This window comes from Streptomyces sp. MJM8645 (assembly GCF_001625365.1).
Classification (GTDB): Bacteria; Actinomycetota; Actinomycetes; order Streptomycetales; family Streptomycetaceae; genus Kitasatospora.
This window is the reverse complement of the sequence record NZ_LJJF01000004.1, coordinates 110,996-123,294: the sequence shown is the minus strand read 5'-3', so window position 1 is coordinate 123,294 and position 12,299 is coordinate 110,996. Positions and strand designations below refer to the sequence as shown.

General features: G+C 70.9%; 13 protein-coding genes and 1 pseudogene. 7 read left to right on the top strand and 7 right to left on the bottom strand.

The features are described 5' to 3' along the window. The 4 genes and pseudogenes from A6F73_RS38605 to A6F73_RS38590 form a co-directional block, all read left to right on the top strand. A pseudogene (locus A6F73_RS38605) lies at positions 1-1,781 on the top strand (hypothetical protein); the annotation flags it as partial. A 136-nt stretch (positions 1,782-1,917) separates the two neighbouring features. Beyond that, complete coding sequence (locus tag A6F73_RS38600) at positions 1,918-2,379, top strand: hypothetical protein (protein ID WP_063353138.1); 462 nt, start codon at positions 1,918-1,920, stop codon at positions 2,377-2,379. Positions 2,380-2,448: 69 nt separating this feature from the next. Beyond that, entirely contained in the window at positions 2,449-2,868 is a 420-nt protein-coding gene (locus A6F73_RS38595) for a hypothetical protein (RefSeq protein ID WP_063353137.1), read from the top strand. Between the two features lie 272 nt (positions 2,869-3,140). Next, the gene (locus A6F73_RS38590; protein ID WP_063353136.1) at positions 3,141-3,617 is read left to right on the top strand and encodes a hypothetical protein; all 477 of its coding nucleotides are present in this window, start codon (positions 3,141-3,143) and stop codon (positions 3,615-3,617) included. Positions 3,618-3,667: 50 nt separating this feature from the next. Here the strand turns inward: A6F73_RS38590 and A6F73_RS38585 are convergent, their stop codons facing one another. The 7 genes from A6F73_RS38585 to A6F73_RS38555 all read right to left on the bottom strand — a co-directional run bounded on the left by A6F73_RS38585 (position 3,668) and on the right by A6F73_RS38555 (position 9,007). After that, positions 3,668-5,221 carry an AAA family ATPase gene (locus tag A6F73_RS38585; protein WP_063353135.1) on the bottom strand — a complete coding sequence of 518 codons (1,554 nt, stop codon included), beginning with the start codon at positions 5,219-5,221 and terminating at the stop codon, positions 3,668-3,670. A 96-nt stretch (positions 5,222-5,317) separates the two neighbouring features. Next, complete coding sequence (locus A6F73_RS38580; protein WP_063353134.1) at positions 5,318-5,770, bottom strand: hypothetical protein; 453 nt, start codon at positions 5,768-5,770, stop codon at positions 5,318-5,320. 83 nt (positions 5,771-5,853) lie between these two features. Next, positions 5,854-6,666, bottom strand: coding sequence for an ATP-binding protein (locus A6F73_RS38575; protein ID WP_159398775.1), 813 nt, complete (start codon positions 6,664-6,666; stop codon positions 5,854-5,856). A gap of 14 nt (positions 6,667-6,680) precedes the next feature. Further along, positions 6,681-7,790, bottom strand: a complete 1,110-nt coding sequence (locus A6F73_RS38570; RefSeq protein ID WP_063353132.1) for a helix-turn-helix domain-containing protein — start codon at positions 7,788-7,790, stop codon at positions 6,681-6,683. Continuing rightward, positions 7,787-8,104 carry a FaeA/PapI family transcriptional regulator gene (locus A6F73_RS38565; RefSeq protein WP_063353131.1) on the bottom strand — a complete coding sequence of 106 codons (318 nt, stop codon included), beginning with the start codon at positions 8,102-8,104 and terminating at the stop codon, positions 7,787-7,789. The genes A6F73_RS38570 and A6F73_RS38565 overlap by 4 nt, the downstream gene beginning before the upstream one ends. A 67-nt stretch (positions 8,105-8,171) precedes the next feature. Then, positions 8,172-8,444 (bottom strand): WhiB family transcriptional regulator, encoded by a 273-nt coding sequence (locus tag A6F73_RS38560; protein WP_063353130.1) that lies wholly within the window; start codon positions 8,442-8,444, stop codon positions 8,172-8,174. Beyond that, a complete protein-coding gene (locus tag A6F73_RS38555) occupies positions 8,444-9,007 on the bottom strand; it encodes a hypothetical protein (protein WP_063353129.1) in 564 nt (187 codons plus the stop codon). The genes A6F73_RS38560 and A6F73_RS38555 overlap by 1 nt, the downstream gene beginning before the upstream one ends. Before the next feature lie 420 nt (positions 9,008-9,427). On the opposite strand from A6F73_RS38555, the gene A6F73_RS41180 reads away from it, so the two are divergent. Genes A6F73_RS41180 through A6F73_RS38540 form a run of 3 tightly spaced genes read left to right on the top strand, consistent with a single transcriptional unit; the run spans position 9,428 to position 12,293 of the window. Then, the gene (locus A6F73_RS41180) at positions 9,428-10,045 is read left to right on the top strand and encodes a ParB N-terminal domain-containing protein (RefSeq protein ID WP_244293888.1); all 618 of its coding nucleotides are present in this window, start codon (positions 9,428-9,430) and stop codon (positions 10,043-10,045) included. A 14-nt stretch (positions 10,046-10,059) separates the two neighbouring features. Continuing rightward, positions 10,060-10,677, top strand: a complete 618-nt coding sequence (locus tag A6F73_RS38545; RefSeq protein WP_063353127.1) for a hypothetical protein — start codon at positions 10,060-10,062, stop codon at positions 10,675-10,677. Positions 10,678-10,727: 50 nt separating this feature from the next. Next, positions 10,728-12,293: a peptidoglycan-binding protein gene (locus A6F73_RS38540; protein ID WP_063353126.1), complete on the top strand. Its 1,566-nt coding sequence runs from the start codon at positions 10,728-10,730 to the stop codon at positions 12,291-12,293. Positions 12,294-12,299 lie beyond the last annotated feature (6 nt).

The window sequence follows — 12,299 nt, the reverse complement described above, 5'->3', positions numbered from 1 at the left end:
CCTTGAAAGTCACCTGGGACGGGCAGTGGGCCGACGCCTACAACTCCCCGCTGAACTTCTCCCACGTCGAAGTCCATGCCGGCACCGCCGCAGACCTCACACCAGGCCCGCAGACCATGGCCGCGACCCTCGCGGCCGCCGGCGCCAGCATCACCCTGGCCACCACCGGTTACACCCCGCTGTGGATACGCCTGGTCGCCGTCAACGCCGCTGGCGCCAGAGGCCCCGCCAGCGCCGCCACCCAGGGCACCCCGCTCAAGGTCGTCACCGACGACCTCGTCAACGGCATCATCGGCGAACTCCAACTCGCCAACAGCGCCGTCACCGCCACCAAGGTCGCCGTCGGAGCGATCAACTCCGCCGCCATCCAGGCCGCCGCCGTGACCGCCGCGAAGATCGGCCAGGAGGCCGTCACCGCGGGCAAGCTCGCCGCCGACTCGGTCACCCCAGGCACCATCGCTGTCAACACCGTCACCGCTCGCGAACTCACCTCAGGGGCGGTCACCACCGCCAAGCTCGCCGCCGGAGCGGTCACCGCGGACGAACTCGCCGCGAGCAGCATCGTCGCCGGGAAGATCGCCACCGACGCCGTCACCGCCAGCAAGATCGCTGCCGGGGCGGTCATCGCCGGCAAGATCGCCACCGACGCTGTCACCGCCGGTACCATCGCGGCCGCCGCCATCACCGGCCGCGAGATCAAGGCACTGTCGATCACCAGCGACAAGATCGCCGCGAACGCCATCACCGCAGGGCAGATCGCGGCGGGTGCTGTCACCGCCGCCCAACTGTCCGCCGACGCCGTCGACGGCAAGACAATCACCGGTGTCACCTTGGTCGGCTCCACCGTCCAGACCGCCCTCACCGGCCGCCGCGTCCTCCTGTCCCCACTAGACCCGACGAACGGCAGCGCCAGCCCCTCCGTGCTGCTCTACTCCGGTGCCGGCGCGGAGCAGAAGCCCGCCCGACTGACCGCGGAAGTTCGTGCCACAACCGACGGCAGCACCCCCATGACCCGCCTGACCGCACCCCAGCTCAACGCCGACGGATCGCACACCCCCACGCTGTGGCTGGGATCGGGCGGGCCAGCCACCATTGACGGCCAACCCACCGGCTTCCCGAGCTACGGCAACTTCACGTTCTTCGTGAACGGCGACGGCCGCCTCGGCGGCGAGACGATGATCAGAGGCATCGCGGGTACGGACACCACCCCAGCCGCGATCACCCAGAGCGTGCGCCGCAACGCGGCCGACGGGTACAAGGCCGCACAGATCTACTTCAACCCCGATGCCTGGTTCGTCCAGCTTGCAGACCAGTCCGCCAGCCTGTTCTTCGACGCCAACGGGCTGACGATGAAGGCCCTCCTCGGGGAAGTCCTCTTTCAGACGAAGGCCGGCCTGCGCGTCCAAGGCGGTGACATCAAGCTCGACGGCGGCGGGATCATCAAGAACACCACCAGCTGGGTCACCCCGACGTTCAAGAACGGCTGCGGACAGCTTGGGTCCGGTTGGCGGAGCGTCGGCCTCAAGATGTTGCCCGACGGCTGGGTTGCCATGCGCGGGATCGCGTACATCCCCTCAGGGTTCACCGGCGGCGTGATCGCTACGATCGACGACGCCGCCCTGCGCCCCCGGGCTGGCGAGGTCTTCGACGTCGCCACCTACAGCAACACCGGGGCCCGGCTCTACATCCAGACCAACGGGGACATCGAGACGTGGAACGCCAGCGGTGGCCTCGGCGGTTGGCTGAGCTTCAGCACTGTCCGCTGGTCAGTGGTCGACTGACAGGTGAAGACCCAAGCACGCGACGCAACCGCCCCAGGTCGCCACTCTTAACCCCCGCGAGGGCTGTCCGAGCGAACACGACGCCCAGGCCATATCCCCGTTCACTCTGTTGATCACCCGAGAAAGGCGACTGAGCTTGGCGACCACCGAGACGATCACTGCGGTCGCCACACCGGTGTGCGCCCTGCTCGGGGTGATCGCCAGCGGCTGGCTCGCCGCCCGCCAGGCTAGCCGGAGGGCGGCCGCCGACGAACACGTCGCCGTGGTTCAGGCCGAGTCCGTCGAGGTTCAGGCCGAGGCCGACGCGGAGACCGCCGAAGCCGCGGCCGCCGCCTCCGCCGCTGAAGCCCTCCAGGCGGGCTTCGTCGCGCTCTACGCCGAACACCGGGCCGAGCGTGCCGAACTACGTGGGCGGATCAGCGCGCTGGAGACCGGCCAGGCCCGGCAGGCCGAGAAGCTCGACCGCATGGCAGAGGACCACCGTCGGTGGCGCGACTCTGCGATCCGCTACATCCGCCTCCTGCGTGCCCAACTCGCCTCCCTCGGAGCCACCCACCCCACCCCCGAGGACCCGATCCGCGCGGACCTGGACCCCTGAGGACACGACACAAACCAGGCCCGCCCGCCACCGTGCCCTCCGACCCGAAACCCAACCCGGAAGGCCTACATGAACCTCGACAGCCTGGTCGTCCACAGCGCCGGCTACGGCGCCGCCGTCGGCTCCGTTCTCCCCATCCTCGCCGCCATCGTGCTGCGCCCGCACTGGTCCCCTAAGGCCAAGCAGATGATCGTCGGCGTCCTCGCGGGTATCTCCGGCGCCGCAACCGTGGCTGCGCAGGGAGGCTTCAGCGATCCCGTCCGCCCCGGTGCGCTGCTGACCGCCATCGTCGCGGTGTTCGCCGCCTCCGAGGTCTCCTACGCCGCGCTCTGGCACCGCTCCGGCATCGCGCCCAAGATCGAGATCGCCACCAGCCCCGTACCGCCCGCCCGCGTCGATCTCTCGAACCTCACCTTCGACACCTCCGACGAGACCCTGGACAAGCTCAAGAAGCGGTTGCGCGAGCCCGTCAACGGGAGCGATTCCTGATTCCGGCGAGCAGCCCGTAGCATTCCAACCAGGCGGCCCGCCGCCCACCCACCGTCGAGGCGAAAGCCCCCGCGAAGTTCGCTTTCTCCCGATATCCGGTAGAGGGTGTCCTTTCGGCGCGGGGACGCGAGTAACCGAGCCCACCGGCAGTGCCCTCGGGCGCGAACCGGGGCCGGGGAGCGCAGCTACGCGGTGATCCGGCACACGGACGGGAACGGGCTGGCGGGCCGCCGCCCGAACGCGCTCCAGCACAACCGAGGGGGATCGGCACCGTGACCGCCACACCGAACCAGATGGCGGCCGCCCTGGCGGCAGCACCCGACCAGGCATTCGCCGACATGCTGATCGATTTCGTGACGCACCCCCAGGCCAACCAACTGGCGACCGTGTTCCGCAGCCCCGAAGTCGTCAAACGCGTCGCGCGGACCACAGAACGACTGCTCGCCAACCACCACGTGGTCCAGGCCGACGGCGAGTCCCGCAACGCCTACACCAAGCGGGTCCGCCAACTGCGCACCGCCCTTGAACAGGAGCAGCAGCTCGCCCAGGTGATCGCCGCCGGCGACGCCGCCCGGGCCGCCGGTCGAATCGACCGCGGCCGCAACCCGGCGCAGCGGGCTCGCCGCCGCCTGGCCGACATGTTCCCCGCCGAGTACACCCGCCTCCGGCACGAGGAGGAAGAAGAGGTGGCCCGGCTGCGCCGGGCCACGAAGAACGCCCGCCGGGCAAGGACCGGCAGCAGGCCGTAGAACTCCACGAGGGGCCAGCCGGATCGGCTGGCCCCTTCCCGTCACCGGTCTTACTGCGCGGCCGCCGAGTTCAGGATCTCGGCGGCTTCCCGGGTCGGCACCCTGGTGCCGAGCTTCGCGTATTGCTCGGCGAGGTCATCGTGTCCCTTGTCGCGCAGCGCGGTGACCACGACCGGCCGCCACCTGAGCAGGTGCCCGCCCAGCCGCGTAGGCGGCAGCTGGCTCGCGGTGCTGCCGGGGGGAGCCAGTTCCGCCAGGTGTTTGTCGACGCTGAGGCCGAGCACCCGGGCTTGGGCGGCCGCTTCGTCGCGCAGCATCTGTGCCGGGTGGACCGGTACTGGCTGCTTCGGCATCTGGTGCTCCTCAGCGGTTGGTCCGGCGTCGCGGCCGGCATCCTGCCGGGGGCCGTGCTGTTCGCAGCGGGCGCCGTTGGCGTACGGGCGGACGCAGTTCTTTGGGGTGGGGCAGTCCGGGACGGTGCAGCGCGGCTGCTCGGTTCCCGGGCTGGAGAACCCGGAGGCCCCAAACGCGTCCTGGGCCTGGGACGGCGGCTGCGGGGAGGCCGTCCCGGCCTTGTTCGCCAGGGCGTTGAGCGCGCGCTCGATGGCGTCGGCTGCCGACACCGGCCCGTCCTTGCCGGCGACCTTGCGGCGGCTCAGCATCTGGTGGCCGTAGAACGCGGTGAGGCGGTGCAGGTACTCGGGCTGCTGGGTGCCGAAGGAGAGCATGATCAACTTGGTCAGCTGGTCGTCGGACGGGTCGTCCGGCAGGTCATCGAGCATGTCCAGGCCTTCGGCCTGTTCCCGGATGATGGCCTCCGGGTGCGATGCGCGGTAGGTCGAGCGGGCGACCCGCTTGTCCATCCCGAGGTCGCGGAACAGCTTGTCGACGTTGAAGCCGGGCAGGGGGCGGATGTGGGCGGCGCTCAAATCCCGGTTCAGGGAGCGCACGCCGGTCAGGAACGCCGAGTCCCGGGCCCGGAGCTGGACGACCGCCGTGCACTCGAACGGCAGCGACCTCTCCGACTTCACCTTCCATGCCCGGTCCCGTGTGGGCTTGTCCCCGTCGAAGAGCACGACGTCCTCCAGCCGGGCGGTGATCAGCACCGGACCGTCGTGGTACTTGAGGGTGTTGATGACGTCCTTGAACCGGTTCTTCGCCTTCTGCCATTGGTCCGCGGTGATGGTCAGCTCGCTGTCCGGTGCCGCGCCGCGCTCGGTGGCCCGCCGGCGGGCCACCGCGGTCTGTTCGTCGCACAGCAGCTCCCAGAGCATGCTGGCGGAGTCGACCACGATCAGGTTGGGTTTGCCGTCGGCACCGCGCGGCTGGGCCACGGCGTAGCGAACGGCGTCGAGAAAATCCATGTAGCTGCCGTCATGACGGACGATCCGGTAGGGACCCAACTGCTTGTACTCGTCGGCGGAGTCCTCGCCCAGTTCCAGCCAGTACGTCGTGCCGACCAGGTCGGAGTTCGATGCCAGAGCCGCCTCGTACGTCTTGCCGGCCTTCTCGACGCCGGCCAGGAGCAGCCGGGGGAAGGCGGGGACGCCGCTGGGCTCGTCGACTGCACGATCAAGGCGGCGAGGCGGGAGCAGGAGTGTCACGGGTGTCCTCTCGGTTGTCCGGGTTGCTGGCCCGGTGATGCTGCCGGGTCGGGCAGCCTTAGATCCCCTCCTTAAGTGTAACATGTAAAATGATTATCAGGGGTGGAGGATTCTTGAGACCGGCCGGTCGACCGGCTCATCGACCTGCGGGTCCAACGCCACGTTGGCCGCTGCGTACCAGGCGTCGAGAAGCTCTGCTGTCCCCGCCACGTCCGGGTCACCGGGATCGCCTGGGCCGCTCGCCGCTGAACCGCCCGGAGCCGACCACCGCGTCACCGCCGCCTCGTACCGGACCCGCGCGGTATCCGGGTCCAACAGCAGTGCCGCGCCCAGTTCCTCCCAGCTCGTCCCCTCCAGGCGCGCTGTGATCACCGTGCGGTCCAGTGCTTCAAGCGCCAACGCCCGCAGGTGCCTGACCTCCCGGATCCGGTCTCTGGCTGGCCGGCGGGTCGACGTGGTGCCCACCAGAGCGGCAGCGAACTGGGCGACATCGCGCTGGGCAACCGCCGCGGCCACCTGGGCGCGGGCTGCCGGGCCGTACTCGGGCATGGGGGAGCGTCCTCTCGTGGTCTCCCCTCGCACCTTAGCCACCCTGGCTGTGAACCGGCGGCGCGCCGGCCCGGGTCGACGGGTCACCACCGCACCGGCTCACGGCGGTCCGGACGCAGAAACTCCAGCGCCATGGCGCTTTCCCCGAGCCGGGAGACGATCCGGTCGCCGAGGACCTTCGCGATCTGCGCGGAGTGCAGATTGGTGGCGATCACGGTCGGCAGGCCGGAAGCGATCCGCGCGGACAGCAGGTCGCCGGTCGCCTGGCGTACGGCCTCGGTCGCTTGGCCGTCCATCTCACCGCACAGTTCATCCAGGATCAGCAGCTTGCACCGGTCGTGGAACTCCCTGACCTGGAGCGCCGTGAGCCCGGCCGGTGCCCCGTCAGGACGTAGCCAGCGCACGTAGTCGCCGTGCCGGACGTACCGGGTCATGATCCCGGCCTGGACGGCGAGCGACCCGAGGGCGATCGCCGCGGCCGTCTTACCCGAGCCCACGTTTCCGAAGGCGATCAGGTGCTGCTTGGTTTCCTGGCCGGCGGCGATCCGCTTCACCCAGTAGGCGAGGGCCTGGGGATGCTGGTCGTCGTCGAGCAGCACCCCACCCTCGGGCAGTCCGCCGGGCGGCACGCAGACGTGGTGCCGAAGGTAGGCCCGATGCCGGGCCCGCTCCAGGCTCTTGAGCCAGGCCGTTACGTAGATGCCCAACCGGTACTCGTCCGGCCGCTCCCACACCACGCCGTCCTGCACCGGCACCGTGCCGCGAGCGCGCTGCTCCATCGTCCCCCTGGCCATCACCCCGCGTGCCTGGCGGATCGCCAGCGCCTTGACCGTGGCCGCAGTGTCCGCGGCCGTCAGTTCCCGTCCGAGCGTCAGCTCCGCGATCGAGGCAACCATGTCGGGTCCGCCCTTCACCGGCTGTTCAGCGCGTTCAGCAGCTCGTCGGCCGCTGGCTTCGCGGCCTGCTGCTCCGACTGGGGGTGGGAGGCGGCATCGTCGTACATCGGCGCCGCACCGCGCCGTCCCTGCTGTACGGCCTTTCCGGCGGCCGTGCCGAGAGCGGCCTGCCACTGTTGCGCCGAGGGAACATGCTTGCCGCAGGCGAGCAGCGCGGCCCAGATCTGCTGTTTCGTGTACCCGGCGTCGGCGGCGCGCTTGATCATCCCCATCAGCATCGGGAAGCCGTTCTTGGCGCCCGCCCACGGACCGAACTCGGCCTGGGCGTGCTCCCACCACCTTGTGGCACCATCCCGCGCGAGTTGGTCGAGCCTCGCTTGTTCCGCCGTCCGGTCCGCCCGGCGGCGGTCGGTGTTCTCCCGCTTGTTGGACTTCGGGCGGGGCGGCTTGCCGTCCCCGCCGGCCGGCGCGCCCAGCTCGGCGTCGGCCTGACCGTGCACGTCAGCGGGGTCCGCACCTGGGGGCGGGTGACCGGGGAGAGTTATAGGGGCTATTTGGGGGTCTTCAAGTCCCCCCTGAACGGACTGAGAGTCCCCCCTGCCGGGACTCTCAGTCCCCCCTCCGTGTTCTTCTTCCAGGGGGGACTGAGAGTCCGTCGGCTCCGAGGGCCCTTCCGCAGCAGGCTCCTCGTTGCCCACCGGGCGCTTCCGGCCGAAGTCGCTGCGACGGCTGCGAGTAGGCGCCGGCGCGATGTCCGGCCGCGACCGGGCGGTGAGCGGCGCGAGCCCCTTCTGCTCCCGTTCCTCGTTCACCCGGTCTATCCGGTAACCGAACCACGAGAGCGGGATTTGCAGGTCGTAGACCACCGGGCGGTAGCGCTCCGGGATGTGCCGCGCCGCGCTCTGGTCCCCTTCGCCGATCAGACCACGCTGCCTGAGCTGGGCGAGCTTGCGTCCCACCGTCTTCACGTCGCACAGCGCAGCCCGAGCCAGAGTTGACTTCGATGGGAACGCGTTGCAGCCGTCCGAGTCAGCCTTCTCGGCGAGAGTGATCAGGATCAACCGCTCGAACGGGTCCGAGGTCGGCGAGTCCTTCAGCGCCCACAGCAGGGGATCCAGACTCATCGGACCGCCCCCTTGACGCTGTACGTGGTGACGGTGGTCCGGGCCCGTCGCAACCGCTGCCTGGCCAGCAGGCCGGAGCGGACCAGCTCGCCCAGCAGCGGTCGCGCCTGGTAGGGAGTCAGGCCGGCGGCCGCCGCCGCGCCGGAGCACGCGGTGTCGCCCGGGGTCCGCAGCACGATGGCGGACAGCATACGGAGCGCGGGCGCGGACAGCCCCGCGTCGAGCGCGGCCCGGTGCTGCCGGCAGTGCGCGCAGCACGATTTCGGGGCGGTGGGCAGCGGCGGGCGGGCCGCGTCGGGCAGGGCGGTGCTCAAGATCTTGTCCTCGGATGGGGCCCGGCCGGACAGGTTCCGGTCGGGCGAGTGGTTCGGAGCGGCAGGGTCAGGCGGCGATTGCCTGCTGCTCCTTGCGCGCGGCGGCCGCGCGGTTGCGCCGGATCTTCCGCCGTTCTTCCTTGGTGGTTCCGGCGCGCACGCCCGCGTCCCGTGCGGGGGTGAGGGAGAGCGCGGCCTCCAGGCACTCGGCGCGGTGCGGGCAGAACACGCAGGTCTCCCTGGCCTCGGCGATGCCCTCGGCGTCCTTCAGGTTGGGGAACATCGTGTCTGGGTCGACGCGGCGGCAGAGAGCCCTCGGGAACTGGGTGACCGGGAACATCAGCCTTCTCCCTGCTCAAGCTGGAGCGCAGTGGCCATCAGTTCCGCGATCGCGCCGGTGCGCAGGTGCTCCATGACCTGTTCGCGGCCGTCCTTCGTCCACGACGGCGCGATGCTCGACGGCGGCGGCGAGGGCGTCCACGCCAGGCCGGGCAAGACCTCCCCGGTGTCCCTGTGGACGACTGTGCCGCTCTCCTTGTCGAAGACAGCCAAGCCGAGAAGCACGGTCTCGAACGCGCCGATGATCGTCGCCTCCCATCCTGCGTGCTCGGGGTGGTTGACGTGTACCCAGTCCGTCAGCGCGGAACGGTCGGCGACCACCACCGTGCCGGAGGCCTTCGGCTCCTTCACGGTCCAGGTGATGACCTTCTCTCCACCGATCTTGGTGGTGACCGACTTCACGCCCTCCGCCTCGTACTGCTTGAGCGCCGCCGCTTTGAAGTCGGTCGTTGCCACCGCCGCGAGCTCCTTGAAGCGGCCGGCCATCAGGTTCAGCATGGTGGCCCGCTGGCTGAGGTCCGCGAGAGTGGGCGGTGTGAAGTGAGGTTCCTGCTGGTCGGTCATGGGGTGTCCTCTCGGTGGGTCCGGGTGCTCTCCCGGACGTGCTCGTGCCGGGTCGTACACCTGGGGGTACGACGAACGGCCCCAGGGCGTTACAGACCCCGGGCTGCTGGGCTGACCCAACACCCATAACTGTAACATGAAGAATGATTGGCGATGGACGTTAGGATCCACACCCTCTACCGTCCGGGCCGGCCCTGGGACGGACCGCCACCGCGCGCACCGGCGCCCATCCCACGGCCCCGGACCCACCCCACCCGGGAAGCAAGGGGAAGGTCCGGAGCAACACCGGTCGCGGGAGCGACGGCTGACGGCCTCCTGGTTGCCCCACACAGTGAGCGGGGCGCGCGGTTGGAACCCGCGGTCACCACTGAGCCCCGCCCCCGCGACCGCCCGACCCCCCGAAGAGAAGAGGGCCCGCGAGTGACCACACCGCCCGTCCAGGCACCACGCTGGATCGCCTACATGCCGCTCCAGGCCCTCACCCCCGCCACCCGCAACCCCAAGCTCCACGAACTGCCGCTCATCAAGGCGAGCATCCGTGACCACGGCTTCGTCGACCCCGTCCTGGTCGACGAGCGCACCGGCCGCAGCATCGCGGGCCACGGCCGTCACGAAGCCCTCGTCGAGATGTACGAGGCCGGCGAACCCGTCCCGGACGGCGTACTCCTCGACGACGATGCTTCCTGGCTCCTGCCCGTCACCCGAGGATGGTCCTCCCGCACCGACGCCGAAGCCGACGCGCTGATCATCAAGCTCAACCGCATCACCACGCAGGCCGACTGGGACCGCCGCATGCTCGCCGGCATGCTCGAAGACCTCGTCACCACCGACGCCAGCCTCTTCGACTCCCTCGCCTACACCGACGACGAGATGGAGAACCTCCTGCGCTCGGCGCCCGCCGAAGCCCTCGGCGAAGAACCCGCCCTCGTGCTCACCCCCGACCTCGGGGACGACACCGCCTTCAACGACGACGGCGAAGGCCCGCACCCGATCACCTGCCCGACCTGTGGCGACCAGTTCACGCCCCGTCGAAGCTGACCCACCGCCGCCCCATGACCCGCCGCAAGCCGCGCCACGGCCCGGCCGCCCCCCACGGGAGCGGCCGCGGCCGCCGGCGCCTGCTCACCTCCGACACCGAGCAGAAACTCATTGAAGCCACCCGCCAGGGCATGCCCGTCGAGACCGCGGCCGCCGTCGCCGGAGTCCACAAGGCGTCCTTCCTGCGCTGGCTCGCTCGCGGCCGCGAGGAAGCCGACCGGCGCCGCCAGGGCGAACCGCCTCAGCCCGGCGAGCACGACTACCTCGCCCTCCTCGAACGCATCGAGCAGGCCCGCGAACTCGCCCACGCCGGCGCGGTCGTTCAGCTACGCCGCCTCATCAACGGCGGCTTCGTCATCAAGGAGACCACCCGCAAGGCCCGGGACCCGGAGACCGGCCAGATCATCGAGGAGACCGTCACCGACCGCGCGGCCCCCGACTTCAAGGCCATCAGCTTCTACCTGGAACGCCAGCACCGCGCCCACTGGGGCAAGGACCAGGCCCCCGAGGAGACCATCACCACCGCCCCGGCCGACGCAGTCGACGCCGACCAGCTCGCCGACCGCCTGGCCGTTACCCTCCACGCCCTGGAGTACCCGCCCGAACCGTCCCCCGACAGCCCGAGACACTAGCCCCCGCCGGCCGCGACGCTGCGCCCCTCACCATCACGAAGGGGCGCAGCATGACCGACACGCTCTACCCGGGCGCCGACCGCTCGCAGTGGTTCGCCGACCACTACCCGGGCAGCTACATGACCCCCAGGTGCGGCGTCCTGCACACCACCGAGGGAACCGGCTGGCCCGACTACAGCGGCGGCGCCGAGGCCCCCCACATCACCGCGAAGCCCGACTTCGCCGCCCGCCGCCTGCTCTTCCGCCAGCACTTCCCGTTCGACCACTCTGCCCGCGCCCTCGTCAACGCCCCCGGCGGCGTCGAGACCAACACCGCCGGCGCCGTGCAGATCGAGCTGATCGGCACCTGCGACCCCGCCACCCACCGCCGGTGGACAGCCCAGGGCATCCAGCACATCTTCTGGCCCGAGGCCCCGGACTGGGCGCTGCGCGACCTCGCCACGTTCATGGCCTGGCACCGCGACCACAACGGCATCCCGCTCGACGGCCCTGCCCAGTGGGCCCCCTACCCGGACTCCTACGGCCGCAACGGCGTCCGCCTCTCCTTCGCCGCGTGGAACTCCTTCCGCGGCTGGTGCGGGCACCAGCACGTCCCGGAGAACGACCACGGCGACCCCGGCAACCTCGACTTCGCGACCCTGCTCTCCCTCGCCGGCGCGGGCTCCGGCGGCCCCACACCGCCGAGCACCGCCCGACGCGTCGTCATCTGGGCCGGCGCCACCCTCTCCGCCGTCGCCGCGCTCGCCGGCATCACCCTCGGGCACCTGCTCGACGCGAACCCGCAGATCACCGACCCCAACCAGATCAAGCCGGGACAGAGCATCACCCTGCCCGACGACGCCAAGCCCGTCACCCCGCCCGGCGGAACCACCAGCGAGCCCAGCCCCGACCCGCAGCCGGACCCGCAGCCCACCCGTCCCTTGGGAGTGCTCGCGCCGGGCGCGCGCGGCCCCGAGGTCCAGGAGCTGCAGCGCCAGCTCAACCGGATCGGCCACCGCCTGCCGGTGACCGGTTACTTCGGACCGCAGACGACGGCGGCGGTGAACGACGTGATCCGCAAGCACCCCGGCCTCGGCCAGGTGGACGGCGTCGCCGGCCCCCGCACCCGCGCCAAGATCGCCGCCCTCGCCGCCGGGACGACCACCGGGACCGGCAGCCCCACGGCGGCAGGCTCGCTCGCGCCGGGCGCGTGCGGCCCCGAGGTCCAGGAGCTGCAGCGCCAGCTCAACCGGATCGGCTACCAGCTGCCCGCCACCGGCTACTTCGGACCGCTCACCACGAACGCCGTCAACGACTTCGTCCGCCTCAACCCCAGTCTCCGCCCGGCGGACGGCATTGCCGGCCCGAAGACCCGCGCCCGCATCGCCAACGCCGCCTCCGTCCCCCCGGCCAACCAGACAGCCAGCCTCAAGCCGGGTGCCCGCAGCGCCGAGGTGAAGACCCTCCAGACGCAGCTCAACCGGATCGGCCACCGCCTGCCGGTGACCGGCTTCTACGGACCGCAGACGACGGCGGCGGTGAACGATGTGATCCGCAAGCACCCCGGCCTCGGCCGCGCGGACGGCGTCGCCGGCCCCCGTACCCGCGCCAAGATCGCCGCCCTCGCGGCCCGCTGAGACGGA